Origin of the sequence: Rhodopseudomonas palustris (assembly GCF_013415845.1) — a bacterium.
GTDB lineage: Bacteria > Pseudomonadota > Alphaproteobacteria > Rhizobiales > Xanthobacteraceae > Rhodopseudomonas > Rhodopseudomonas palustris_F.
In genome coordinates this window covers 1,692,429-1,718,479 of sequence record NZ_CP058907.1, presented here as the reverse complement: position 1 = coordinate 1,718,479, position 26,051 = coordinate 1,692,429, and the positions used below count along the sequence as shown (strand labels likewise).

At 64.8% G+C, this 26,051-nt stretch carries 24 protein-coding genes and 1 tRNA gene; 16 read left to right on the top strand and 9 right to left on the bottom strand.

The features are described 5' to 3' along the window. Positions 1-12: 12 nt before the first annotated feature. On the top strand, positions 13-840 hold the full coding sequence (locus HZF03_RS07965) for a 3'(2'),5'-bisphosphate nucleotidase CysQ family protein (protein WP_119020112.1): 828 nt from the start codon (positions 13-15) through the stop codon (positions 838-840). A gap of 8 nt (positions 841-848) precedes the next feature. Here HZF03_RS07965 and HZF03_RS07960 read toward each other — a convergent pair whose 3' ends face one another. Next, a complete protein-coding gene (locus tag HZF03_RS07960) occupies positions 849-1,355 on the bottom strand; it encodes a YHS domain-containing (seleno)protein (protein WP_119020111.1) in 507 nt (168 codons plus the stop codon). Between the two features lie 107 nt (positions 1,356-1,462). On the opposite strand from HZF03_RS07960, the gene HZF03_RS07955 reads away from it, so the two are divergent. The 5 genes from HZF03_RS07955 to HZF03_RS07935 all read left to right on the top strand — a co-directional run bounded on the left by HZF03_RS07955 (position 1,463) and on the right by HZF03_RS07935 (position 5,979). Further along, a complete protein-coding gene (locus HZF03_RS07955; protein WP_107343619.1) occupies positions 1,463-2,056 on the top strand; it encodes a DUF1134 domain-containing protein in 594 nt (197 codons plus the stop codon). Between the two features lie 240 nt (positions 2,057-2,296). Continuing rightward, positions 2,297-3,577, top strand: a complete 1,281-nt coding sequence (locus HZF03_RS07950; RefSeq protein WP_119020110.1) for a coiled-coil domain-containing protein — start codon at positions 2,297-2,299, stop codon at positions 3,575-3,577. A 142-nt stretch (positions 3,578-3,719) separates the two neighbouring features. Further along, a tRNA-Val gene (locus tag HZF03_RS07945) sits at positions 3,720-3,794 on the top strand. 241 nt (positions 3,795-4,035) lie between these two features. Then, complete coding sequence (locus HZF03_RS07940; RefSeq protein ID WP_119020109.1) at positions 4,036-5,496, top strand: hypothetical protein; 1,461 nt, start codon at positions 4,036-4,038, stop codon at positions 5,494-5,496. Between the two features lie 162 nt (positions 5,497-5,658). Next, positions 5,659-5,979, top strand: a complete 321-nt coding sequence (locus HZF03_RS07935; protein ID WP_011157179.1) for a hypothetical protein — start codon at positions 5,659-5,661, stop codon at positions 5,977-5,979. A gap of 162 nt (positions 5,980-6,141) precedes the next feature. Here the strand turns inward: HZF03_RS07935 and HZF03_RS07930 are convergent, their stop codons facing one another. Together HZF03_RS07930 and HZF03_RS07925 are read right to left on the bottom strand one after the other, a co-directional pair. Beyond that, a complete protein-coding gene (locus HZF03_RS07930) occupies positions 6,142-6,573 on the bottom strand; it encodes a DUF5413 family protein (RefSeq protein ID WP_012495214.1) in 432 nt (143 codons plus the stop codon). A gap of 113 nt (positions 6,574-6,686) precedes the next feature. Beyond that, complete coding sequence (locus tag HZF03_RS07925) at positions 6,687-8,231, bottom strand: acetolactate synthase large subunit (protein ID WP_119018063.1); 1,545 nt, start codon at positions 8,229-8,231, stop codon at positions 6,687-6,689. A 180-nt stretch (positions 8,232-8,411) separates the two neighbouring features. Between HZF03_RS07925 and HZF03_RS07920 the strand changes: the two genes are divergently transcribed. Both HZF03_RS07920 and HZF03_RS07915 read left to right on the top strand, forming a co-directional pair. After that, positions 8,412-8,993 (top strand): L,D-transpeptidase, encoded by a 582-nt coding sequence (locus tag HZF03_RS07920; RefSeq protein WP_119018064.1) that lies wholly within the window; start codon positions 8,412-8,414, stop codon positions 8,991-8,993. 68 nt (positions 8,994-9,061) lie between these two features. Then, positions 9,062-9,886: a DUF2927 domain-containing protein gene (locus HZF03_RS07915; RefSeq protein ID WP_234832206.1), complete on the top strand. Its 825-nt coding sequence runs from the start codon at positions 9,062-9,064 to the stop codon at positions 9,884-9,886. Here the strand turns inward: HZF03_RS07915 and HZF03_RS07910 are convergent. Together HZF03_RS07910 and HZF03_RS07905 are read right to left on the bottom strand one after the other, a co-directional pair. Then, positions 9,883-10,677, bottom strand: coding sequence for a class I SAM-dependent methyltransferase (locus HZF03_RS07910; protein WP_119018065.1), 795 nt, complete (start codon positions 10,675-10,677; stop codon positions 9,883-9,885). The genes HZF03_RS07915 and HZF03_RS07910 overlap by 4 nt on opposite strands. Before the next feature lie 94 nt (positions 10,678-10,771). Beyond that, entirely contained in the window at positions 10,772-11,944 is a 1,173-nt protein-coding gene (locus HZF03_RS07905) for an isovaleryl-CoA dehydrogenase (protein WP_119018066.1), read from the bottom strand. Between the two features lie 347 nt (positions 11,945-12,291). On the opposite strand from HZF03_RS07905, the gene HZF03_RS07900 reads away from it, so the two are divergent. The 5 genes from HZF03_RS07900 (at position 12,292) to mdlC (ending at position 18,827) form a co-directional block, all read left to right on the top strand. Continuing rightward, positions 12,292-13,557 (top strand): cytochrome P450, encoded by a 1,266-nt coding sequence (locus HZF03_RS07900; protein WP_119018067.1) that lies wholly within the window; start codon positions 12,292-12,294, stop codon positions 13,555-13,557. Positions 13,558-13,591: 34 nt separating this feature from the next. Further along, positions 13,592-14,764, top strand: a complete 1,173-nt coding sequence (locus tag HZF03_RS07895; RefSeq protein WP_011157171.1) for an acyl-CoA dehydrogenase family protein — start codon at positions 13,592-13,594, stop codon at positions 14,762-14,764. 200 nt (positions 14,765-14,964) lie between these two features. After that, positions 14,965-16,059: a CaiB/BaiF CoA transferase family protein gene (locus HZF03_RS07890; protein ID WP_119018068.1), complete on the top strand. Its 1,095-nt coding sequence runs from the start codon at positions 14,965-14,967 to the stop codon at positions 16,057-16,059. 12 nt (positions 16,060-16,071) lie between these two features. Beyond that, positions 16,072-16,929: an HTD2 family dehydratase gene (locus HZF03_RS07885; protein WP_119018069.1), complete on the top strand. Its 858-nt coding sequence runs from the start codon at positions 16,072-16,074 to the stop codon at positions 16,927-16,929. Positions 16,930-17,198: 269 nt separating this feature from the next. After that, positions 17,199-18,827 (top strand): benzoylformate decarboxylase, encoded by a 1,629-nt coding sequence (gene mdlC / locus HZF03_RS07880; RefSeq protein ID WP_119018070.1) that lies wholly within the window; start codon positions 17,199-17,201, stop codon positions 18,825-18,827. A gap of 10 nt (positions 18,828-18,837) precedes the next feature. Here the strand turns inward: mdlC and HZF03_RS07875 are convergent, their stop codons facing one another. Genes HZF03_RS07875 through grxD form a run of 3 tightly spaced genes read right to left on the bottom strand, consistent with a single transcriptional unit; the run spans position 18,838 to position 21,043 of the window. After that, the gene (locus HZF03_RS07875; protein ID WP_119018071.1) at positions 18,838-20,118 is read right to left on the bottom strand and encodes a serine hydrolase domain-containing protein; all 1,281 of its coding nucleotides are present in this window, start codon (positions 20,116-20,118) and stop codon (positions 18,838-18,840) included. A 59-nt stretch (positions 20,119-20,177) separates the two neighbouring features. Further along, positions 20,178-20,720 carry an O-acetyl-ADP-ribose deacetylase gene (locus HZF03_RS07870; RefSeq protein ID WP_119018072.1) on the bottom strand — a complete coding sequence of 181 codons (543 nt, stop codon included), beginning with the start codon at positions 20,718-20,720 and terminating at the stop codon, positions 20,178-20,180. Further along, positions 20,717-21,043 carry a Grx4 family monothiol glutaredoxin gene (gene grxD / locus HZF03_RS07865; protein ID WP_012495203.1) on the bottom strand — a complete coding sequence of 109 codons (327 nt, stop codon included), beginning with the start codon at positions 21,041-21,043 and terminating at the stop codon, positions 20,717-20,719. Before grxD ends, HZF03_RS07870 begins: the two co-directional genes overlap by 4 nt. Before the next feature lie 284 nt (positions 21,044-21,327). Between grxD and egtB the strand changes: the two genes are divergently transcribed. From egtB to HZF03_RS07850, 3 genes are all read left to right on the top strand, one after another. Further along, positions 21,328-22,587: an ergothioneine biosynthesis protein EgtB gene (gene egtB, locus HZF03_RS07860; RefSeq protein WP_119018073.1), complete on the top strand. Its 1,260-nt coding sequence runs from the start codon at positions 21,328-21,330 to the stop codon at positions 22,585-22,587. Between the two features lie 45 nt (positions 22,588-22,632). Further along, on the top strand, positions 22,633-23,613 hold the full coding sequence (egtD, locus tag HZF03_RS07855) for an L-histidine N(alpha)-methyltransferase (RefSeq protein WP_119018074.1): 981 nt from the start codon (positions 22,633-22,635) through the stop codon (positions 23,611-23,613). 356 nt (positions 23,614-23,969) lie between these two features. After that, on the top strand, positions 23,970-25,043 hold the full coding sequence (locus tag HZF03_RS07850; protein WP_119018075.1) for a fatty acid desaturase: 1,074 nt from the start codon (positions 23,970-23,972) through the stop codon (positions 25,041-25,043). Between the two features lie 55 nt (positions 25,044-25,098). Here the strand turns inward: HZF03_RS07850 and HZF03_RS07845 are convergent, their stop codons facing one another. Further along, positions 25,099-25,824: a hypothetical protein gene (locus HZF03_RS07845; RefSeq protein WP_119018076.1), complete on the bottom strand. Its 726-nt coding sequence runs from the start codon at positions 25,822-25,824 to the stop codon at positions 25,099-25,101. Positions 25,825-26,051: the final 227 nt, after the last annotated feature.

The following is a 26,051-nucleotide window of genomic DNA, read 5'->3' as shown; positions in this document are numbered from 1 at the left end:
TGACACAGCTTGATGACTGCCGCGTTCGAACAGCCCGCCGTCGTTTCGGCCGAGCACGCCGCCGCTTTGCTCGAACCGCTCACCAAGCTGGTGCTGCGCGCCGGGGCGGCGATCATGGCGATCCCGCGCGACGCCAAGGTCACCCAGAAGCCGGACGGCTCGCCGGTGACGCCCGCCGATCTCGCCGCTGACCAGGTGATCGCCGAGGGACTGGCGCAGATCGCTCCGCACGTCCCGGTGCTGTCCGAAGAATGTTGCGGCAACGGACGACCGACATCGGGCAGCTTCTTCGTGGTCGATCCGCTCGACGGCACCAAGGAGTACATCGCCGGCCGCGACGAATTCACCGTCAACCTGGCGCTGGTGTGCGACGGGGTGCCGGTGCTCGGCATCATCGGCGCGCCGGCTCTAGGGCTGGCGTGGCGCGGCGTGGTCGGCCATGGCGCTGAGCAACTGACTGTCGCCGCGGACGGGCTCAGCTTTGCAGCCACCGCCATCCGCACGCGGCCACTGCCGCAGCCGGGCGAGCCGTGGACCGCAACGGTCAGCCGGTCGCATCTCGATCCCGCCACCGTCGCCTTCATCGACGCCCGCCCGGGCGCCGTACATGCGACGCTGGGGTCGTCGCTGAAATTCTGCCGGATCGCCGAAGGCAAGGCCGACATCTACCCGCGGCTGGCGCCGATCTGCGAGTGGGATATCGCGGCAGGCGCTGCGCTGGTCGTCGCCGCGGGCGGCAAGGTGACCGACGCGGCCGGCGCGCCGTTGCGGTTCGACGCACCGCGGCCGAACTTCATCGTGCCGGAATTCATCGCCTGGGGCGACCCTGACGGTCGCTAGCGCCGGAGCTATTCGGCGAGCGTTGCCAACAGTCCCGGCCAGCGCTCGCGGGCATCGTGGAGATAGCGCTCCGGGTTGGCCGCGAAGGCATCGCGGTTTTCCTCGCGGTCGAACAGATACAGTCGCTGGCCACTGATCAGCCAGATCAGCGCGTTGCCGGCAAGCGGCACGCCTCGCGCCACCGCGACCGGGTCGTAACCGCCGAACTGTGGGCCGTAGATATCCGGCCGCGCGAGAAAGAACTTGCGATTGTCGTCGTTGCAGAACCGCCAGACCGCGCCTTTCGCAGAGGCCTCGAACTCGGATTGGCCTTGCCGCGCCTGATGATCGGTGAAATACGCCACCGGATCGAAGCCATCGATCGCAAGACCGGTGGTGCGATCGACCACGAGGCGCTCGGTCGTGCCGGCGAGCACAATCGTGGACGCAGAACTGCAGACGGCAACGAGGCCGAGCAGTCCGATCAAGGCGATTCGAAGGCGCATCCGGTTCCGTTCCTGCCGCTGTGCCGTCATAGTTGCTGCCGATAACGTTCCGAGTCGGGGACAAACGTCGCTACAGGATGCCCGTCAGCATCCGGTTAAAGCGGCGCAAGGGATTTGAAGACCCAGGGGTGAATTGCATGAGCTTCGTGACGCGTCGCGCCGCGCTGGCCTTTGTTGCGCTGGCGGCCCTGAATGTGCCGGCTGTGGCGCAGCAACAGCCATTGCCACCGAAGTCCCCCGCCGGCCCGAACACCTACGGGCCGGACGAACTGGTCGGCGCCGGCCACCGCTTCTTCGGCAACGTCTCGCGCGGCCTCGCCTCGGTGATCGAGCGCGCGGTCAGCCAGTGGGGCCTGCCCAACGGCTATGTGCTCGGCGAAGAAGGCTCGGGCGCGTTCGTGGCCGGCCTGCGCTACGGCGAAGGCACGCTCTACACCAAGAACGCCGGTGACCTGAAAGTGTACTGGCAGGGCCCGTCGGTCGGCTTCGACTGGGGCGGCAACGGCGCCCGCACCATGACGCTGGTGTACAATCTGCCCTCCACCAACGCGATCTATCAGCGGTTCGGCGGCATCGACGGCTCGGCCTATGTGGTCGGCGGCTTCGGCATGACCGCGCTGACTGCCAACGGCATCGTGCTGGTGCCGATCCAGTCGGGTATCGGCCTGCGGCTCGGTGCCAATATCGGCTACCTGAAGTTCACCCCCTCGGCGACCTGGAATCCGTTCTGATCCAGGCCGCCTGCGCGGCTTACAGCCAGAGCGCGTAACCGGCTACCGATTCACGTTAACGCCGCAATGCACTGGCGCGAAGGCGCCGGCTTATGGCATTGTGCCGCAAATGGATTTGCGGCTGGACGGCGACGTTCGCCCGCGCCATCAACGGTTCATCGTCCGAATTCGCGCCGACGCGCTCCGCGCCAAGCTCCGCGGAACGCGCGCGCCTTGCCAAAGCGCGTGTGGGAGACATCGATGGTCGAACAGATCATGTATCTGGCGATCGGCTTTCTGGTCGCGATGCTGCTCGCGCTGATGCTGGCACCGCTGGTGCATAATCGCGCGGTGCGGCTGACGACGAAGCGATTGGAAGCGGCGACGCCGCTATCGATGGCGGAGATTCAGGCCGACAAGGACCAGCTCCGGGCTGAATTTGCGATGTCGGCGCGGCGGCTGGAGATGAGCGTCGACCAGCTCAAGAACAAGACCACCAGCCAGTTCGCCGAGATCGGCAAGAAGACCGACGCGATCAATCGCCTCAAGCTCGAACTCGCCGAGAAGAACGCCGCGATCGAGACACTGGAGGCGCGCGAGAAGGCGGTGCAGGAGCAGCTTCGCACCACCGAGCAGGACTTCGCCGCCAAGACCGAGGAGCTGCGCAGCGCCGAGAGCGCGCTGGCCGAGAAGCAGGCCGAACTCGCCCGCATCAATGCCGAGCTCAACGAGCGCTCCACCCTGGCCGACACCCGGCAGGTCGAACTGGTGGCGCTGCACGCCAAGATCGAACAGCTGCAGGCGCGGGTCGGCGAAGCCGAAAAGGAGTTTGCCGCCACCCGCAGCCGGCTCGAAGCGCAGCGCGGCGAATCCGCTTCCACCACGCGCGAGCTGGATGAGGCCCGCGGCCGCGTCGAGGCGCTGAGCCTGCGCGTCGGCGAGCTCGACCGGCAATTGCTGTTGCAGGTCAAGGAAGCCGAGCTCCTCGGCGGCCGCGTCCACGAACTGGAAGAGCGCCTCGCCGCCCAGAGCAAGCTGCTGGCCGAGCGCGAATTCGAGAACAATCAGCTCCGCGCTGCCAACGAAGCCGCGCTGCGCACCGTCGGCGAGCTGCGCAACGAGCTCGACGCCACCAGCAGCAAGTCGCCGGACCTCGCTCGCATCCGCAAGGACAAGGCCGCGCTCGAAGACCAGCTCACCCAGGCCCACGACGAACGCGCCAAGGCGCAGCGCGAGCTGGTGGCGCTGAAGCAGCAGGCGGAAAGCTCGTGGGAAACCGAGCGGATGGAGAACGCGCTGCTGCGCGAGCGGATCAACGACATCGCCGCCGAGGTCGCCAAGCTGGCAATCACGCTGGAAGGTCCGGATTCGCCGATCCAGGCGATGCTGACCACGCCGGCGCCGGCCAAGGCCGCGAAGGGCACCAAAGCCGCCAACGGTACCAAGAGCGCCGGCGTCACGCCGGTGGTGGCCGGCGGCACGCTGGCCGACCGCATCCGCGCGCTGCAATCCCACGCCTCGCGCGCGCGCCAGACCGGCTGAACCGCGCCGCGCCCTACGACGATCTGGGCAAATCTGCCAAAGCCGGGTGTTGCCGCTTGACACCCCCGCCCCGCACTTCGTAAATCGCGCCTCTACGGTGGTTCGACCGGCCGCTTCGCGGCCCCTGTCCCCAACCGGTCCCGGGCGCATAGCTCAGCGGGAGAGCGTTCCCTTCACACGGGAGAGGTCCAAGGTTCGATCCCTTGTGCGCCCACCATTCCTATAAGCGAACCGACGTCCAGTTTCTTAATCGTAACCGTCGAACGAGCGCTTTAACCAGTGCATCGATCGAGAACTTACGTTCGATTCTGTGCTTCTACACAATCGGTGCACGTCGAGAACTTCCCCTCCGCAGACGAATGTTATTCACTACCTCTGATTGAGATTCCCCTACGCCTGCAAGCTTCGATCATTTTCGACGAAACTGCATCTACGGCGCAGACTATTAGGAACTGAGCATGAGGAAGAACTTCGGGATTCTGTTTTCAGAGCAATTCAGAATCGATGCTAATTGGCTTGAAGCAAAGGGCGTCTTCAATCCCACGCTGGATGTCGATAGCCCACTCTTTATCGACCCCTTTTTGCTTCCTGGAAGTAGGCATCCCGAATTTTCTTCCAGCGCCTTTGAAGCCTACGAGGCTCATTTTTCAAAGATATGTAGCCTGCTGAGAATGTCGACCAAGAAGGACGACAAAGCCTGGAAAGCGGCCCTTAAGCTATTTCAATTCAAAGAGGTTGCGGGCCTAAACGGCACCTGCCTCGGTTACAGCAAACACTCAACGAACGGACGCGCCTTCGGCACCATTAAATCTCGAAAATCTGTCGAGTGGGCAAAGAACGTTATCGAACTTGGCGTGAAGGATCCCGAGCTTTTCTCCGCCCTGGCGCTTTTTGAAGAGGGCATCGGCCCCGACTTAATCAGCGATATGACTACCAAGATAATCCTTGAGCAGATAGTGGCATTCAACTCACGGATCACCTCCGAAATAAGAGATGAGCTTGGCATCTCGCTGCCACTAAAGGAATTGAAGATTGGGACTACAGCCGTCTGGATGCCGGAAAACGAATTCTCGCGACACAACCTGCCGGTAATTCTATTACCATCTGATGTCCTTAAACACCTCCCTATTGCAGACAACCCCATACAGATCGCCGCTGCCGCACAGAGCAATGCGGAGCTAAGAGATCGCGTCAACACACACATTTCGGAAATCTTCAAGATACGCACAAGAGCCGAGAAGAATTTCATAACAGAAAGGGCAATGCTAAGCGGGCAGGCATTCCAGGCATTGCTCGACGCACTGAAACTAGCTGAGAAGACTCCTTACGATCTGAGATCTGATCCTGAAGGCTTGATTCAATGGAGTCATTTGGCGGAAACCTACTCTAGCCTCTACAAACTGGATATTAATGACAACAAGAGCCTCACAAGAATGGAGCGCCTCGAGAACGTAACAAGCGCAATCATCCACCAGTTTCAAGAATTAGTCGAAAACAATAGAATGTCGGAGGTCTTTCACGTCAATGGCAAGCCAAGACATGAAAGATTTGCTCAACTGTTATTTCTTGCAATTGCAATCTCGTACTGCAACGCTAACAATCTCGACATATCTCCGGAATCTGACATGGGTGCCGGACCAGTTGACTTCAAATTCTCTGAAGGCAGCGACAAGATCGTCGTCGAGATAAAGCTTTCAACAAACAACAAGACCGTGCACGGGTATGAAAAACAACTCGACGCCTATATGAAGGCAGAAAAGACTAATCACGGTCATTTTGTACTTATAGATGTTGGCGAAATCGGTCGAAAGTGGGAGAGACTAACCGAGATCGCAAGAAAGAATCCCAATTTTTCCAAGCTAAGAAAACTGCATTTGATCGACGGCACATTAAGAGAATCGGCAAGCAAGCTAATGTGAGTTTCGTCGCCCTCGGCACATCCGTTACTCACCTGCTTACAGTACCTGCATCGCGATTTTTTCGCACCGCACCAATTGATCCGGCACAATGCGGCCGCACTGCACGCTCGTTTAGCGACGATCGCAGATGGCATCTGTCCATCGTCGGGAAGGGAGCGGTCCATGCCTCACACCATCGATCAGAAGATCAACGCGTTGCTCGAGCAGGAGACGTCGCTGCGGCAGTGGCTGGAGCAGATCCGGGCGCTGACCAAGGACGCCCGCGGCGCCACCGTGATCGCTGGACTGACGCAGAAGGAGACCGAGGAGTTTCTGCTGCTGAGCCCGCTGGTCCGCGCCTTTGACAGCGGCATGACCGCCGACCATGCGGCGGCGGTGCGCGCGCGCCATGCCGAGCTGAAGGCCAAGCTCGAAGGCGCGCTGCAGGACAATGCGATCGAAAGCCTGAGCGGCTGGGGCGAAGCGACGGCGGCAGCTCGCTGAGCCAAAGGACATCGCCGGCGCGGATCGTGCGGGACGGCGCGGGCACGCGCCGTCTCGTCGTGCTGCGCCTATTGTGGCGCTCGTCAACAGCCGCCCGACGGCACGATGGGTTTCGCTGCGCTCACCCCATCCTACGGGGGCCGTTAGCTGCCCCCTGCTCGCTCAAGCCGAGGCTGGCTTAGTCTCGGCGGTGACGGGGGCACAGAACTTGTTGGCCAGCCACGACGACAGCGTCGCCGGCACCAGGCCGACCAGGCCGTACAGCACGAATTGCAGGACGCCGGCATCGGCGCCGCGGTTGCCGTACATGAAGGCGGTGGCGAGGAAGCCGATCACGCCGACGATCACCACCCGGCCGCCGGGGCCGACGCGGCGGATGTGGCAGATGATCTCGTCGATCGCCGCCATCATCAGCGCCGGCAGCAGGCCGAACAGATAGCTGTATTGCAGCGACTTGAACAACACGACGAAGAACTTCTGCACCTCGGTCAGGTTGGTGTGCGCCCAATAGCCCGACTGATAGGTCGTCGCGAACAACAGCAGCAAGCCGCCGATCAACGGACCGATCGCGGCAAAGATCACATAGCGCTTCATGCCTGCTCCACCCGCGGCCATGCCCGGCCGCGGCCGACAGGCTACGCTGCCGGCCACCGGTTCGACAACTGTCCGAAACGGGAAGGCCCTGGGTGGCAGGGCCGTCCGCGATGCTACATCTGCACCGCGATCACGTTCGGGCCGCCGCTGGCGAGGCCGGCGGCGAGCGCGGCGTTGAACTCGTCGGCGGTCGACACGTTCCGCGCCGGAACGCCCATGCCCTTGGCGAGCGCCACCCAATCGAGGTCCGGCCGGTCCAGCGTCAGCATGTCCTCGGCGCGCTGGCCGGGCTTACCGGCGCCGACGCCGTCGAACTCGCCGCGCAGGATCTGATACTTGCGGTTGGCGAACACCACGGTGGTGACGTCGAGGTTCTCGCGCGCCTGGGTCCACAGCGCCTGCACGGTGTACATCGCGCTACCGTCGCCGACCATGCACAGCACCTTGCGGTCCGGGCAGGCCACCGCGGCGCCGACCGCGACCGGCGGGGAAAAGCCGATCGAGCCGCCGAGGTTCTGCAGCCAGTCATGCGGCGCGGCGGCCGCCGTCGGCGGGAAGAAGCCGCGGCCGGTGGTGATCGATTCATCGATCACGATGCCATTCTCCGGGATCGCCATCGCGATCGTCTGGGCAATATTGTCGAGCGTCAGCGCGCCGGTCGGCTTGCCGATCTCGACCAGCTTCTGCGGCGCGGCGTCGCTCGCCTTGGCGCCGAGCGCACCGGCCAGCGCTTCCAGCGCCGCGACCGAATTCTCGCCGACCTCGGTGACGCGATGCGCCTCGCAGCCTTCCGGCTTCAGCAGGCTCGGCTTGTCCGGATAGGCGAAGAACGCCACCGGATCCATCGCCTCGACCAGCACGATGTGGCGGAACTGCTTGAGGATCGGCAGCGCGGCATCGACCACATACGGAATCCGCTCGATCCAGTAGCGCCCCTGCCCGCGTGCCATCCGGGCGTTGTAGGTCTGGCCCATCACCTTGCAGCCGGTCTTGCCGGCGATCCGCTGCGCCAGCGCCAGGCCATGCTCGGTGAGCGCAGCGCCGGACAGCAGCAAAAGCGTCGGCTCGCCCGAGCGCAGCACGCGCGCGGCGGCTTCCACCGCCTGCGGCGAATAGGTCGGGCGCTGGCTCTCTTCCGGCACGTCGGCGACGCCGTCGGCTTCGTTCCAGGCGGTGTCGGCCGGCAGGATCAGCGTGGCGATCTGCGCCGGCGAGCTCTTGGCGGCGGCGATGGCGGCGGCGCCGTCGCGCGCCACCGACTTCGCGTCCGGCGAGGTGCGGACCCAGGCCGACATCGGCCGCGCCAGGCCCTCGATGTCGGAGGTCAGCGGCGCGTTGTAATCGATGTGATAGGTAGCGTGCTGGCCGACGATGTTGACGATACCGGAAGCCGCCTTCTTGGCGTTATGCAGGTTGGCAAGGCCGTTGGCGAGGCCGGGGCCGAGATGCAGCAGCGTCGAGGCCGGCGTGCCCTTCATCCGATAGTAACCATCGGCGGCGCCGGTGACGACGCCCTCAAACAGGCCGAGCACGCAGCGCATCCCCTCGACCCGGTCGAGCGCGGCGACGAAGTGCATTTCCGACGTGCCAGGGTTGGTGAAGCAGACATCGACGCCGCCCTTGACCAGCGTCCGCACCAGACTCTCGGCACCATTCATAGTTTCGCTCCCGATTTGCAATTTGTGCGCCCGATCAATCATTGTTCCATCGCTTCGTCAAAGGGGGACGGCGCGCGGCAGGACTGCGGCGAACGCGTGCGCCGACGTACGGCCGCCGGCTTGCGCAATCGCTGCGATTATGGCCAGTTCGGAGCGAAACGAAGATTGCGAGGTTTCGGAATGGTTCGTCGACTTGCCGCCAGCGCGCTCGCGCTGATCTCGATCGCCACCGCCCTGCCGACCGCCGCTTCGGCGCAAGAGCTCGACCTGCGCTCGGTGATGGGATTCGGACCGTACTATCGCTCCGGCCCGAGCGCCAATCCGATCCCACGCGAGACCGTGATGTTCGACGGCAACTATGCCCCGGGCACGATCGTCATCAGCACCCGCGAGCGCCGGCTGTATCTGGTCCAGAGCGACGGCACCGCGCTACGCTACGGCATCGGCGTCGGCCGCGACGGCTTCCGTTGGTCGGGCACCCACCGCATCACCGCCAAGAAGGAATGGCCGGGCTGGACGCCGCCGGCCCAGATGCTGCGCCGCCGCCCCGACCTGCCGCGCTACATGGCAGGCGGCGAGGACAATCCGCTCGGCGCCCGGGCGATGTACCTCGGCTCGACGCTGTACCGGATTCACGGCTCCAACGAGCCGGAAACGATCGGCCAGGCGGTGTCGTCCGGCTGCTTCCGTATGACCAATGACGACGTCAAGGACCTGTACGACCGGGTTCGGGTCGGCACCGTGGTGGTGGTGAAAAACTAAGCCAGCAGGGCGATCGGCCGCGTGCACAGGCGGCTGCGGCCGAATTGCCGGTTGTGCGCCGGACCGGAATGCGGCAGCCTTTCGTGATGCACTGCGGCACCCGGCATCTTAGACCTGCGCTCGCGGCGGTTACCGCCGCGATCACGCTCCTCGCGACGGCCCCGGCCGGCGCCGCCGAGGCGACCGACTTCTCCGCCACCCAGCGCAGCGAGAAGACCGACTTCACCGACAGTCAGATCGTCGACGGTTTCTTCCGCACCGCGTTCGGCGCCGAATTCCACATGGCGGGACGGGTCGACCGGATTCGCAAATACGAGGCCCCGGTGCGGGTCTATGCCGAAGGCGACGGCCAGGCGCATCGCCGCGCCGAGCTCGCCCGGATCGTGTCGGACATCGCCGGCCGGGTCGAGCATCTTGATATAGCGATGACCGACAATCCGGACGAGGCCAACGTCACCGTCCACCTCGTCCGCGACCGCAACCTCGGCAAGACCATCGCGACGTTCTACGGCGAGGAACGCGCCCGCGAGATCCGCGAAAGCCTCGATCCGCAGTGCCTGTCCGGCTTCCGCAAGAACGACCGGTACGAGATCGAGCGCTCCGACGTCATCCTCACCATCGACAACGGCGACTTCGTGTTCCGCGACTGCGCCTACGAGGAGCTGCTGCAATCGCTCGGCCCGATCAACGACACCGACAAGGTGCCGTGGACGATGTTCAACGACGACGTCCAGAAGGGCTATTTCGACGTCTACGATCAGTACCTGTTGAACATCCTGTACCACCCGGCGATCCGCCCCGGCATGACCGTGCCCGAGGTCAAAGCCGTGCTGCCCCAGGTCCTCGCCGACGTGCGCAGCTACGTCGCCAAGGTGAACAAGCTGACGCGTTAAGGCGTCATCGGGCGCTTCGCCAACACGTGCAAAAAGATCGGGGCGACCCGGGTGTCCGCGACGATCGGTTCGGCTGCAGCGACCTCCTCCGAGGCCATCGGCTCGCCGAACGCCTCGATCCTGAGCCCTGCCCCGACGATCATCGCAACCCAGGTCGACAGCGTGCGGTGAAACCGCGGAACCGCAAACGGCGTCAGGGTGGCGTTCTGCTCCGGCGAGAGGCCGGAAAACAACCACCGCTCAACCCGACCGTCGCTCTCGTCGAAGTAATCGGCCAGTTCGATGGCCACCGGAACGCCGTGCTCATCGCGGATGTTGCGGCGTGTCGGCGGCACGAAGCAGGGATGCAGGATAGAAAACTGCAAAAAGCCGCCCGGCCTCAGGATTCGCGCAACCTCCCGGAGCACAGCCGCCTGGTCGACCATGTCCATCATCGACATGAAGGCCGTCACGAAATCGAAGCTGCCGTCTGCGAACGGCAATGTGAGGCCGTCTCCCAGCACGTAGTCGATGCCGAGAGGATCACGTCGTTCGGCGTCCCGGGCGTGACGCAGAAAAGTCGGGGCGATGTCGAGGCCGGTCATCGAGGCGCCGAGCCGCGCGACGGCGCGCGTGTTGGTGCCTTCACCGCAGCCGAGGTCCAGCCCTTTCAGACCAGCGACCGGCGGCAACATCGCGAGGAAAGCCGGCGTATTCAGCGCATCGCGATACCGGTCATGGCCGGCGCGCGCGAGCATCGTCCACGTCTCGGCGTTGCTCTCCCAATGTGCGGAGACCTCCTTGGCGTCCATTTTGTCCCTCCGATTTCAAGCGAGGGCGGAGCCATAGGGGTCACAGATGTCAAAGCAAGGGCGCCAGCATGGCACCCTTGCAACGCGTGACGTCTTACGCGGTCTTGGTGAACAGCTCGCGGCCGATCAGCATGCGGCGGATCTCGCTGGTGCCGGCGCCGATCTCGTAGAGCTTGGCGTCGCGCAGCAGGCGGCCGGTCGGATAGTCGTTGATGTAGCCGTTGCCGCCGAGCAGCTGGATCGCATCGAGCGCGCATTGCGTGGCGCGTTCGGCGGCGTACAGGATCGCGCCGGCGGCGTCTTCGCGGGTGGTCTCGCCACGGTCGCAGGCCTTGGCCACCGCATAGACGTAAGCGCGCGAGGCGTTCATCGTCACGTACATGTCGGCGACCTTGCCCTGCACCAATTGGAAGGTGCCGATCGGCTCGCCGAACTGCTTGCGCTCGTGCACGTAGGGCAACACCACGTCCATGCAGGCCTGCATGATGCCGACCGGGCCGGCGGCCAGCACCGCGCGCTCGTAGTCGAGCCCGCTCATCAGCACGTTGACACCGCGGCCGACCTCGCCGAGCACGTTCTCCTCCGGCACTTCGCAATCCTCGAACACCAGTTCGCCGGTGTCGGAGCCACGCATCCCGAGCTTGTCGAGCTTCTGCGCGGTCGAGAAACCCTTGAAGCCCTTCTCGATCAGGAACGCGGTGATGCCGCGCGGCCCGGCGTTCGGATCGGTCTTGGCGTACACCACCAGCGTCTCGGCGATCGGGCCATTGGTGATCCACATCTTGTTGCCGTTGAGGATGAAGCGGTCGCCCTTCTTGTCGGCGCGGGTCTTCATCGACACCACGTCGGAGCCGGCGCCCGGCTCGCTCATCGCCAGCGCGCCGACATGCTCGCCGGAAATCAGCTTCGGCAGATATTTGCGCTTCTGCGCTTCGTTGCCGTTGCGGCGCAGCTGATTGATGCAGAGGTTGGAGTGCGCGCCATAGGACAGACCGACCGACGCGGAGGCGCGGGAGATCTCCTCCATCGCGATGCAGTGCTCGAGATAACCGAGCCCGGCGCCGCCGTAGTCTTCCTCGACGGTGATGCCGTGCAGGCCGAGCGCGCCGAGCTTCGGCCACAGGTCGCGCGGGAACGTGTTGGTCTTGTCGATGGCCTCGGCGCGCGGTGCGATCTCGTTAGCGGCGAAGTCGCGAACGGTCTCCCGGATCGCGTCGGCGGTCTCGCCGAGATCGAAGTTGAACAGGCTCTGCGCGTTGGGAATCATGCTGGGTGCTCGCTCCGCTCGGCGACGCCTGGCAGCGTCGCCGTGTGTTGTTTGCGCGCACCATGTCACGGCGCCGGGAGCCTGAGAAGGCTCCAATGGTCGGGCGCTGCAGCACGGTCTCCAGCTTGTCGACGCAAGTCGCGCGCGGAGCGCTTTTCTACCGTCAAATCAATTTGTTCGAACGGCCGGTCGGGCTCCCCGAAAGCGCCCCGCCGCTGCCGCCTCTTGACGATCTGATCAGACGGCCGAACCCGCCGGACCGAACCATGGCGGGACAAAAAAATCCGACCGCGACCGCCGCCGCCCACCCGCGGCGAGCGTCCATGACATGGCCAGGGAGGACGACGATGCACGGCACCATCGAGACCGGAAAAGCGGCGCGGCTGCGGGCGGCGCGCGAGGAAGCCTATGCGACCCCGCTGAAGGACTTCCATCCCGGTGCCCCGCGGCACTTCCGCGACGACACGCTGTGGCCGTGGTTCGAACGGCTGCGCAAGGAAGAGCCGGTGCATTACTGCACCAACGCGCCGATCGAGCCGTATTGGAGCGTCACCAAGTACAACGACATCATGCATGTCGACACCAACCACCAGATCTTCTCGTCGGACTCCACGCTCGGCGGCATCTCGATCCGCGACGCGCCGGTCGGTTACGACTGGCCGAGCTTCATCGCGATGGACGAGCCGCGGCACTCGGCGCAGCGCAAGACGGTGTCGCCGATGTTCACCCCGCAGCATCTGGACGAATTGGCGGTGCTGATCCGCGGCCGGACCCAGAAGGTGCTGGACGGCCTGCCGCGGGGCGAGACCTTCAACTTCGTCGACCGCGTCTCGATCGAGCTGACGACGCAGATGCTGGCGACGCTGTTCGATTTTCCGTTCGACGAACGCCGCAAGCTGACGCGCTGGTCCGACGTCGCCACCGCGCTGCCGAAGAGCGGCGTGGTCGAATCCGAGCAGCAGCGCCGCGACGAGCTGAACGAATGCGCCGCGTATTTCGCCCGGATGTGGAACGAGCGGGTGAACTCGGAGCCGCGCAACGACCTGCTGTCGATGATGGCACATCACGACGCCACCCGGACGATGGACCGCGACAACCTGATCGGCAACATCCTGCTGCTCATCGTCGGCGGCAACGACACCACCCGCAACACCATGACCGGCTCGGTGCTGGCGCTGAACGAGAACCCGCACGAATTCGAAAAGCTGCGGGCCAATCCGAAGCTGATCGACACCATGGTGCCCGAGGTGATCCGCTGGCAGACGCCGCTGGCCCACATGCGCCGCACCGCCCTCCAAGACACCGAGCTCGGCGGCAAGACCATCCGCAAGGGCGACCGCGTGGTGATGTGGTACGTTTCCGGCAACCGCGACGACGAGGTGATCGAGCGGCCGGAGGAATTCATCATCGACCGCGCCCGGGCCAGGATCCACCTGTCGTTCGGTTTCGGTATCCATCGGTGCGTCGGGATGCGCTTGGCCGAATTGCAACTGAGGATCGTATGGGAGGAGATGCTCAAGCGTTTCGAGCGTATTGAAGTTGTCGGGGAGCCGAAGCGGGTGTATTCGAGCTTCGTCAAGGGCTACGAGTCCTTGCCGGTCCGGGTCTCATGACCTTCCCCCCAAAACCAACAAGAAGACGCAGCCGATGAAACACCATGCCGCGGAGCAGGACGAATACCACGACATCCGCGACGCCGTCGCCAAACTGTGTGCGCAGTTTCCCGGCGAGTACTGGCGCAAACTCGACCGCGAAATGGCCTATCCCAAGGCGTTCGTCGACGCCCTGACGGAGGCCGGTTACCTTTCCGTTCTGATCCCCGAGGAATACGGTGGCGCCGGCCTGAAGCTGTCGGCCGCGGCGGCGATCCTGGAAGAGATTCAGCGCGCCGGCTGCAACGGCGGTGGCTGCCACGCCCAGATGTACACCATGGGCACCCTGCTGCGGCACGGCAGCGACGAGCAGAAGGCCAAGTGGCTGCCGAAGATCGCCAGCGGTGAACTCCGCCTGCAGGCGTTCGGCGTCACCGAGCCGACCTCGGGTACCGACACCACCTCGCTGAAGACCTTCGCCAAAAAGGACGCCAACGGCGACTACGTCGTCAACGGCCAGAAGATCTGGACCAGCCGGGCGGAATATTCCGACCTGATGATCCTGCTCGCGCGCACCACGCCGAAGGATCAGGTGACCAAGAAGACCGAGGGCCTCTCGGTGTTCCTGGTCGACATGCGCGAAGCGCGCGGCCATGGCCTTGAGATCCGCCCGATCCGCACGATGATGAACCACGCCACCACCGAAGTGTTCTTCACCGACATGAAGGTGCCGAAGGAGAACTTGATCGGCGAAGAGGGCAAGGGCTTCCGCTACATCCTCTCCGGCATGAATGCCGAGCGCATCCTGATCGCCTCGGAGTGCGTCGGCGACGCCAAATGGTTCATCGCCAAGGCCAGCGCCTACGCCAAGGACCGCGCGGTGTTCGGCCGGCCGATCGGCCAGAACCAGGGCATCCAGTTCCCGATCGCCAAGGCCTACGCCAACATGCGCGCCGCCGAGCTGATGGTGAAGGAAGCCACCCGCAAGTACGAAGCCGGCATGGATTGCGGCGCCGAGGCCAACATGGCCAAGATGCTCGCCGCCGACGCCTCGTTCGAGGCGGCCAATGCCTGCATCCAGACCCATGGCGGCTTCGGCTTCGCCGAGGAATACGACGTCGAGCGCAAATTCCGCGAAACCCGGCTGTATCAGGTCGCACCGATCTCGACCAACCTGATCCTGTCGCATCTCGCCGAGCACGTGCTCGGGATGCCGCGGTCTTACTAAACCTCTTCCATCGCGTGCAATGCACCCGGTAACATCAACTCGTCATTCCGGGGCGCCGCGTAGCGGCGAACCCGAAATCTCGAGCTGTTGATCCGGCATCGGCACGACATATCGAGATTCCGGGTTCGCGAGCTTCGCTCGCGCCCCGGAATGACGACAATGGTGCCGCGCTCCGGCATGACCATCGCAAGGATTGAGCAATGCTTCCGCTGGAAGGACTGACCGTCATCGCCGTCGAACAGGCGGTCGCCGCGCCGTATTGCAGCTCGCGGCTCGCCGATGCCGGCGCCCACGTCATCAAGATCGAACGGCCCGAAGGCGATTTCGCCCGCGGCTACGACGCCGCCGCCAAGGGCCAGAGCAGCTACTTCGTCTGGCTCAACCGCGGCAAGGAATCCGCGGTAGTCGACCTCGCCACCAAGGAAGGCCGCGCGGAGCTGGAGAAGCTGATCGCCTCGGCCGACGTGCTGCTGCAGAACCTGAAGCCGGGCTCGATGGACAAGCTCGGCTTTGCCCGCGAGCGGCTGCGCAAGGACTATCCGAAGCTGATCATCTGCACGATCTCCGGTTACGGCGACGAGGGCCCCTACGCCCATCGCAAGGCCTATGACCTGTTGATCCAGGCGGAAAGCGGCCTCGCCTCGATCACCGGCGGCCCGGAAAGCGCCTCCCGCGTCGGCATGTCGATCGTCGACGTCGCCACCGGCGCCACCGCCCATGCGGCGATCCTCGAAGCGCTGATCGGCCGCGGCCGCACCGGCCAGGGCGCCGACATCCGCATCTCGATGTTCGACGTGATGGCCGACTGGCTGACCGTGCCGCTACTCAACGCCGAGGCCGGCAATCCGCCGAAGCGTCTCGGCCTCGCTCACCCGTCGATCGCGCCCTATGGCGTGTTCACGTCGAAGGACGGCAAGGACATCCTGATCTCGATCCAGAGCGAGCGCGAGTGGAAGAAGCTGTGCTCGGACGTGCTGCGCCAGCCAGACCTGCCGAACGATCCGCGGCTGTGCAACGGCGTCGAGCGGGTGAAGAACCGCGACTACACCGACAAGATCGTGGCCGACATCTTCGCCTCGCTGACCCGCGACGACCTGCTCGAACATCTGGCCGCCGCCGACATCGCGTTCGCCGAAGTCAACGCGATGGAAGACCTGTCGCACCATCCGCATCTTCGCCGGATCGAAGTCGACACACCGAACGGTAAAGTCAGCTATCCGGCGCCGGCGGCGATCTTCGTCGGCGACGAGCGCCGCTACGGCGCGGTGCCGGGCATCGGCGACAAGCGCAAGTAAGCGAGGACCAACATGACCGACGTGCTCGACATCGATCATCTGCGGCAATGGATCGGCCGCAGCGAACAGGCCACTGACTTCGTCACCCCGCAACTCGTGAAGGGCCTGCGCGCGACGCTGTTCCTCGACATCGGCAAACCGCAAGCCGGCGACGCTGCCCCCTTCACCGTGCATTGGTGCCTCGGCCAGCCGGTTTACCCGATGGACCAGCTCGGCCCGGACGGCCACCCGACCCGCGGCGGCTTCCTGCCGCCGGTGCCGCTGCCGCGGCGGATGTGGGCGGGCGGCGAACTGCAGTTCGTCGACGCGCTCAAGGTCGGCGACGAAGTGACCCGAACCTCCACGATCGGCGACGTGACGATCAAGCAGGGCTCGACCGGCACGCTGTGCTTCGTCACCGTCAATCACGAGATCACCACGCCCCGCGGCGTGGCGATCCGCGACCGCCAGGACATCGTGTATCGCGATGTCCCGCCGCCCTCGTCCGCCCCCGCAGCGCCGGCCAAGCTCGCGGCTGCGCCGCCGGCCGCCAAGCATCGCGAAAGCCACCTCGCCGATCCGGTGCTGCTGTTCCGTTATTCGGCGCTGACCTTCAACGGCCACCGCATTCACTACGACCGCGACTATGTCACCAAGGTCGAGGGCTATCCGGGCCTGATCGTGCACGGCCCGATGCAGGCCGCACTGCTGGTCGAATTCGCCGCCAAGCTCAAAGGCAGCGTGCCGAAGACCTTCAGCTATCGCGGCGTCCAGCCGCTGTTCGACGGCGCCGACTTCAGCGTCAACGCCAACGAGACCGCAGCCGGCCTCGAACTGTGGACCGCGAACGTCGACGGCGTGCCGACGATGAAGGCCACGGCGAGCTGGTAAAGCGCCACGTGTTAACCTCTCCCCGCACGCGGGGAGAGGTCGACCGGCGTAGCCGGTCGGGTGAGGGGGCACCTCCTCTCAGCCGAGCCTCAGTGCTCTTGGCCGCCCCTCACCCCAACCCTCTCCCCGCAAGCGCGGGGCGAGGGAGTGCGCTGCGGCCGTTGAACGGCTTCGGGCCACACGCACACTCGTGTTGACTCCCCTCGCCGCCTGCGGATTTGATCGGTGCAAACAATAACACCGGCGTCCGCCGCCCGAGGAAATCGCCTTTGCCCGCGAAGAAGTCCAAGCAGCCGAACGCTGCTGTCACGACCGTTAAATCCGCCACGCTCGACCTGCTGCGCGCCTTCAAGATCGACAAGGTGTTCGGCAATCCCGGCTCGACCGAGCTTCCGTTCCTCAGCGACTGGCCGGACGATATCGACTACGTGCTGGCGCTGCAGGAAGCTTCGGCGGTGGCGATGGCGGATGGCTACGCGCAGGCGACGCGCAACGCCGGCTTCGTCAATCTGCATTCGGCCGCCGGCGTCGGCAATGCGCTCGGCAACATCTACAGCGCGTTCAAGAACCAGACGCCGCTGGTAATCACCGCCGGGCAGCAAGCCCGCAGCCTGCTGCCGCTGCAGGCATTCCTGGGCGCCGAGCGCGCCTCCGAGTTTCCACGGCCTTATGTGAAGTACAGCGTCGAGCCGGCGCGCGCCGAGGACGTGCCCGCCGCGATCGCCCGTGCCTACTACGTCGCGATGCAGCCGCCGTGCGGGCCGACCTTCGTGTCGGTACCGATCGACGATTGGGTGCGGCCGGCGGCGCCGGTGCCGCCGCGCACGATCACCCGCGAGATCGGCCCGGACCGCACAGCGATGCAGGCGGTCGCCGACGCGCTGGCCAAAGCCAAGAAGCCGGCGCTGGTGGTCGGGCCCGCGGTCGATCGCGCCGCCGCGGTCGGTCCGATGGTGCAGCTCGCTGAGCGGGCCAAGGCGCCGGTGTGGGTCTCGCCCTTTTCGGCGCGCTGCAGTTTCCCTGAACGGCATCCGCTGTTCGCCGGCTTCCTGCCCGCCTCGCCGGGACAACTCTCCGAAACGCTCGGCGCCTACGACGTGATCGTGGTGATCGGCTCGCCGGTGTTCACCTTTCATGTCGAAGGCCACGCCGCGATCTTCGACGGAAGCTCGCAGCTGTTCCAGATCACCGACGATGCCGAAGCCGCATCCGTGACGCCGCTCGGCACCAGCATCATCGCGACGATGACCCCTGCCCTGACGCTGCTGCTGGAGTTGCTGCCGGAAACCAAGCGTGCCGCACCGCCGGCCCGCGCGGTGCCACCAGCACCCCGGCCAGCCGAGCCGATGCCGGTGGAGTATCTGCTGCACACCCTCCGCGCCGCGATGCCGGAGAGCGCCATGTTGGTCGAGGAAGCGCCGTCGCATCGCCCGGCGATGCAGAAATACATGCCGATGCCGGGCCAGGACAGTTTCGCCACGATGGCGAGCGGCGGCTTGGGCTGGTCGCTGCCGGCCTCGGTCGGTTTCGCGCTGGCGCATCCGAACCGCCGCACCGTCTGCCTGATCGGCGACGGCTCGGCGATGTACTCGATCCAGGCGCTGTGGACGGCCGCGCAGCGCAAGCTGCCGCTGACCGTGGTGGTGCTGAATAACGGCGGCTACGGCGCGATGCGCTCGTTCAGCCAGGTGATGCAGGTGCGGAACGTGCCCGGTCTGGAGCTGCCCGGGATCGACTTCACCACTCTGGCGCAATCGCTCGGCTGCGATGCGGTGCGGGTGACGCGCAGCGAGGAGCTGGCGCCGGCGCTGACGCGCGCCCTTGCAGGGGACGGCGTCAGCCTGGTCGAGGCGATGCTCGATACGTCGGTGCCGATGCTCTACGCGCGCAACGGCTGACGCTGCGTCATCAGTTGTCCAGCGCCTCGTAAACCAGCTTCTTCAGCTCGCGCTGGATCGGCTGGCGATGCGACGGGGTCTGCTCCATCAGCACGAAGAACATGTCGAGCTTCGGATCGACCACGAAGTAGCAGCCCGAGGCGCCGTCCCACTTCAGTTCGCCGAGCGAGCCGGGCGGCGGCGGCTTGGCGTTGCCGGCGTCGGTGCGGACGCCGAGGCCGTAGCCGTAGCCAAAGCCGTCACCCGGGAAATAGAAGTAGTCGCGCTCGACGCCGGAGTTCGGAGCGATGTGGTCGGTGGTCATGTCCTTGAACACGGCTTCGCTGAGATAGCGCTTGCCGTCGAGCTCGCCCTTGTTGTGGAGCATGCGGACGAAGCGGATCACGTCAGACGGCGTCGAAGTCAGGCCGCCGCCGCCGGATTCCCACTTCTTGACGATGTCCGGCCGGCTCGGTCGCCCGACCCGGAAATCGGCGTCGTTCGGCATCGGCTGCGCCATCCGCGCCTTCTGTTCATCGGTGACCAGATAATAGCGGGTGTCCTTCATCCCGAGCGGATCGAACAGCCGCTCCTTCTGGTATTCGTAGAACGACTTGCCGGAGGCGACCTCGATCACCCGGCCGAGCACCTCGTAGGAATTGCCGTAGTCCCACAGCGTGCCGGGCTGCTCCTGCAGCGGCAACTTGGCGATCCGCTCAGCGAACTCGGCATTGCTCGGATCGCCATCATAGATCTTGGCCGCCGCGATGGTCTTGCGCACCAAGCTGTCGCCATAGAAACCGTAGGTGATGCCCGAGGTGTGCAGCAACAGATCGCTGACCAGGATCGGCCGCTTCGGCGCGACGAAATCGAGATACTTCTCGCCGTCCTCGCGCTTCTTCTCGACACCGACCTTGGTGTCGGCGAACGCCGGGATGTATTTCGAGACCGGATCGTCGAGCTTGATCTTGCCGTCGTCGACCAGCGTCATCACCGCGAACGCCGTGAACGGCTTGGTCAGCGACGCCAACCGGAAGATGGTGTCGTCGGTCATCGGCTCTTTGGTGGCGACGTCGCGAACGCCGAAGTACTTGTGATAGACCGGCTTGCCGTGGCGCTCGATATACACAATCGCACCGGGGATTTTGCCCTCGGCGATGATCTTGTTGAAGAACTCGTCGATCCGTTCGAGCTTCTTGTCGGAGAACTGCACGCTCGGCGGCAGGTCGAAGGTGGTCTCGGCGATCGCCGGGCTCGCGGCCATTGCGGCCAGCGCTCCTGCCATCAACCATCGCGTAGCGCGACGCAGCATTCTCGTATCCTCCTGAGTTCTTTTTCGTAGATGTGATGGTAGCGGCGCTTGGAACGGTTTCAAGGGGCCGCATCCGCAAGCGCGGCCCGGTGCAACTCGGCACTCGCGGGCGAGAAGCAACAGAACACCGCTCGGGTGACCGAAGTGGCGGAGCGCAGCGCATCGAGGGTGGTTCGAACCGCAATCGGCGCCGCGCGTTCAGGCGGGAAACCGTAAACACCGGTCGAGATCGCCGAGAACGCGATCGAGGTCAGCGCATGCTCGTTCGCGAGCTGCAGGGCGCGGGCATAGCAGGAGGCGAGCGCGGCGTCTTCGCCATGGCCGCCGCCGTGCCAAATCGGGCCGACGGCGTGGATCACATGGCGCGCGGGCAAACGGTAGCCGCGGGTAATCTTAGCATCGCCGGTTTCGCAGCCGCCCAGCGTTTCACACTCGGCGAGCAGCTCAGGACCGGCTGCACGATGGATCGCGCCATCGACGCCGCCGCCGCCAAGCAAAGACGAATTGGCGGCGTTGACGATCGCGTCGACGGCCAGCGTGGTGATGTCGGCGACGACGACCTCGCAAGTCGCCGCGCCGATCTGGCGGGAGAAGGGGCTCAGGCGGCGGCCTTGATGCCCTTGTCGGTGAACAGCTTCTGCAGTTCGCCGGCCTGGAACATTTCGCGCACGATGTCGCAGCCGCCGACGAATTCGCCCTTCACGTACAGCTGCGGAATGGTCGGCCAGTTCGAATAGACCTTGATACCGTCGCGCAGCTCGGCGTTCTCGAGCACGTTGTGGCCCTTATACGGAACGCCGATGTGATCGAGGATCTGCACCACCTGACCGGAGAAGCCACACTGCGGAAACTGCGGCGTGCCCTTCATGAACAGCACGACGTCGTTGGCCTTCACTTCGTTGTCGATGAATTGCTCGATGCTCATGGCGAATCCTTTTGCGGCGCGGCCAGCTGACCACCAGCGGCCGGGTCGAACGGTCATATATGTATCCTGAAACCTCCGGATAGCCCAAGTCAAAACCGATTGAGCCCGGCTGTCGCGTTGACTTCGCTGCCCTTTTTCGGCGCCCCCGTACCGAGTCCGAGGACCGGCCCCACGGTGGGTAAAATCCTCGCCGGTACGCCGCCGACCTTACATCCGGGTCGCCAGCCCCTATTTGATCCTCTGGAACTCATTCCCAACAGCAGCGTTTTTCCACCAAACCGGAGATGCTCGTGACGATTTTGTCCTCCGCCGCAAGCGCTGCAGTCGAATCTTCCACATCGTCCGTCTCCGCCCGCGATTTGGCCGCCCAGCTCGCCACCGCCTATCGGGCGGTGCGCGACGAGACCGAGCGCCGCGCGGCGCCGCTGTCGCCGGAAGATCAGGTGGTGCAGTCGATGCCGGACGCCAGCCCGGCGAAGTGGCACCGCGCCCACACCACCTGGTTCTTCGAGCAGTTCCTGCTCGGCCCGCATTGTCCGGGCTATCAGGTGTTCGACCCGGACTACGCTTTCCTGTTCAATTCCTATTACGTCTCGGCCGGGCCACGGCACACTCGCGCCGCGCGCGGCCTGCTCACCCGCCCCGGCGTCGCCGAGATTGCGGCCTATCGCCGCCACGTCGATGAAGCGATGCTGAACTGGTTCGCCGCCGCCGATGCTGCGAAGCTCGGGGAGGTCGCGCCGCTGATCGAGGTCGGGCTCAATCACGAGCAGCAGCACCAGGAATTGCTGCTCACCGATATCCTCCATGCCTTTGCGCAAAATCCGATCCCGCCGGCTTACGATCCGGCGTGGCGGCTGCCGACAACGGACCATCACGGTGAGGACTGGGTGACGCTGCCGGAGGGCATCCACCCGATCGGTCATGCCGGCGACAGCTTTCATTTCGACAACGAAAAACCGGTGCACCGCGCGCTGGTGGGACCGGTCAGGCTGGCCCGGCACCTCGTCACCAATGCCGAGTGGCTGCAGTTCATGGCCGAGGGCGGCTATCGCACCGCCACGCTGTGGCTGATGGACGGCTTCGCCTGCGCCGAACGTGAAGGCTGGGAGGCGCCCGGCCACTGGCGGCAGGTGGACGGCGAATGGAAGATCATGACGCTCGGCGGCCTGCAGAGCATCGATCCCGACGCCCCCGTCTGCCACGTCAGCTACTACGAAGCCGACGCCTTCGCCCGCTGGGCCGACAAGCATCTGCCGACCGAAATGGAATGGGAGGTCGCGGCGCGCGCCGGTCAGCTTCCCGATGCCTTTGGCGCCGTCTGGCAATGGACCCGCAGCGCCTATGCGCCCTACCCCGGCTACAAGGCGATCGACGGCGCGCTCGGCGAATACAACGGCAAGTTCATGGTCAATCAGCTGGTGCTGCGCGGCTCGTCCTGCGCAACGCCTGAAGGCCACAGCCGCGTCACCTATCGCAATTTCTTCTATCCGCATCACCGCTGGCAGTTCACCGGACTGCGGCTCGCCGATTACGGCGCCTGATTTGAACATCTAAACGCGCCACGCGCGCGGCCCGGAGGATCGCCTATGAACGTGCACGTCGCTGTGCAGACGCAAGCGCATCGGCTCGATTCCAACACGGCTGCGTTTGCGCGCGATGTATTGGATGGGCTGACGAAGCCGCAGAAGGAGCTGTCGCCGAAGTACTTCTACGACGACACCGGCTCGGAACTGTTCGTCGAGATCACCCGCCTGCCGGAATACTATCCGACCCGCACCGAGCTCGGCATTTTGCGGGACCGCGCCGCCGAGATCGCGGCACTCATTCCACCAGACGCGGCGATCGTCGAATTCGGCGCAGGCGCCACCACCAAGATCCGCCTGTTGCTCGCGGCCCACCAGGTCGCGGCCTATGTGCCGGTGGATATTTCGGGCGACTTCATCATCATGCAGGCCGAAGCGCTTCAGCGGGATTTCCCGCAGCTCGCGGTGCATCCCCTCGCCGCCGATTTCACCAAGCCGTTCGCGCTGCCGCCTGCGGTACGCGACCTGCCCAAGGTCGGGTTCTTCCCGGGATCGACGATCGGCAACTTCGAACCGCAGGAGGCGCGTCGATTTCTGGAGAGCGCCCGCGATATTCTCGGCCGCGGCGCCCGGATGATCATCGGCGTCGACCTGGAGAAGGACGAAAATGTCCTGGTGCCGGCCTATGACGATGCCGCCGGCGTGACCGCCAAATTCAACCTCAACCTGCTGATCCGGATCAACCGCGAGCTCGGCGCGGATTTCGATCTGTCCGCGTTTGCGCACCGAGCAATCTACAACCGCGATCAGCACCGGATTGAAATGCACTTGGTCAGCTTGCGCGACCAGAGCGTGCATCTGTTCGGCGAACGCATCGGCTTCCGCGCCGGCGAGAGCATTCACACCGAGAACAGCTACAAATACAGCCTGGAGCGGTTTCGCGCGCTGGCGCAGCAGGCCGGCTGGACTCCGGCGCGGTGCTGGACCGATGCGGACGCAATGTTCTCAGTACATGCGATCGAGACCAACGGTTCTCGGGTGTAACTCGCGGCAAGGCCGCGCACGACCCGAGAATGGATTTGAAGGCCGACAGGTTGCGGTCGATCTGACCGCCCCCATATTGAGTTAGTAACTCGTCTTTGACGCACGGGATGCGGGCGCGCAGTTGCGCCCGTTGGTGGACGGCGGCCACACTGGCCGATCTGTATTGACCGTGAGGGCCTACCCAGTCGTCAGGCTCATGCATCGTCGGCGACATCACTGGTGGTCGGGCGGCCGAACGAGATCGGCACACCCCGGTATCGACTGCAATCGCCATTCTCGTTCACATCCAGTCACGGTGGCGCACGCACGCGCACCTTGTCCCCTTTCATCACGTGCGATCGCAGGACCTCTTCGCCATGCCCTCGAACATGCCCCATGACGCAGAGGCCCCGGCCTCAGACGCGCGGCTTTGGACTCGCATTCTGGCCGAATACGGCACGCCAAGCCGGTCGCGCAGCATCGCCGAGCTGACGATCACCGCCTTGCCGCTGGTGGCGCTGTGGAGTGCGGCCTGGTTCGTGTACTCGATGGGACACGCCTGGGCGTCGTTGCTGATCGCTATTCCGGCGGCCGGGTTTCTGCTCCGCCTGTTCATGATCCAGCACGACTGCGGCCACGGCGCCTTCTTCAGCAAGCGACAAGCGAACGATTGGGTTGGCCGGGTGATCGGCGTGATCACGTTGACGCCCTACGATTGCTGGCGTCGCCAGCATGCCACGCATCACGCCACCACCGGCAATCTCGATCGTCGCGGCGTCGGCGATCTCGATACGCTGACCGTGCGGGAATATAGCGAACTGAGTTGGTGGGGCCGTTTGAAATATCGTCTCTACCGCAACCCGCTGGTGATGTTCGGCCTCGGACCGGCCTACGTGTTTCTGCTGCAACAGCGACTTCCGGTCGGACTGATGCGCGATGGCTGGCGGCCTTGGGTAAGTGCGATGGCCACCAATGCGGCAATCGCCGGCATCGTGGTGACGCTCACCTGGTTCATCGGCATCAAGGCATTCCTGCTGGTGCATCTGCCGATCATGCTGCTAGCCGCGACCGCCGGGGTGTGGCTGTTCTACGTTCAGCATCAGTTCGAGACCACGACGTGGGAGCACAACGAGCGCTGGAGCCTGCATCAAGCCGCGCTATATGGCAGCTCGTATTACGATCTGCCGGCACCGCTGAGCTGGTTCACGGCCAATATCGGGATGCACCACGTGCACCATCTGGCGAGCCGCATTCCGTATTATCGCCTGCCGCGCGTGCTGCACGATCACCCCGAACTTCGCGCCATCGGCCGCGTCACGTTGTGGCAGAGCTTCCGTTGCATCCCGCTGGCCTTGTGGGACGAGGCCCAGCGACGTCTGGTGTCGTTCCGCGACGTCCGCGCCCAAAAGCGGCAGCAAGCAACCGTGGGTCTCGCAACGCGGCAGCTGTAGAAGGTCTACGAGTAAACAGCAGCGCGTCGCGCGCCGCGACGCAGGTGCGTCGGGCTCAGGCGTGCTCGGTCGCCGCAAGACGCGTGGAGCGCCGGTCGCGCGCCTCGCTCGCGCATTTGGCGGCGTGGACCTCACGATTGATCACCTGCAGGTTCGGCAGGCCCCAATAGCCGAGCAGCTCAGGCCATGTGCGATCGCGGTGCTGCTGCCAGACTTGGAACAGCGGCACGAGGTGATCGACTTCCGCAGTCCGCAGCAGCCGCCGGTTGGTCTCGCGGCAGCGACGGCCTTGCAGGCGCCGCAGCAGCTTGGTCTGGCCGCTCGGCGCATTCCAAAATTGCCAGGCGGTCACGCAGGCACTGTGCCAGGTCGCATTCTTGTTGATGCCGGCGTCCCATAGATCGGTGTGCCAGCCGAACCGATACACCGGCTGGCCGCAGACGCAGCAGAAACCGGGACCGCGCTGGTGCGCTCTTTCCCGATACGGCGCGGGTGGAGTTCGGAACGTGGTCGGCAGTCCCGTCTCCGGGCCGTCACCGACCTGCCATCGCCAGCCCGCTGGAGCACCGCTGCGCGCTGCCAGCACGCGCGCCAGCCGCTCGGCGCGCAGCGGATGCGCGCGCCAGTACGAGTCGACCGCGACCCGGAGGGTCGAAGGCACATAGGCGCGGGCTTTGGCATGAATCAGCACGGCCTGCGGGAACGCATCCGGCAGGCGCTTGGTCAGCTGCGCGAGCGCCAGCGCGTTAGCCTTCGCCCTTTCTTCCCGCCAGTTCGACATGCTTCCCCACCCGCCGAGACCGTGCCGCGCGGCTGTAAAGCCTTCGTTAACGTCAATGCCGTGCAGCGGACTGTGGCGCTACTGTCGCTCCGCCTTTGCGAATTGTGACAGATTTGTTATGCGATCCCGCATGAGAAGCGGGTTCATTCGATGGCTTTCGACCGAAACGGCGCAGGCCCGACGTCGCCTGCCGTTGGTCATGGTGATCTCGCTTTATCTCATCTCAG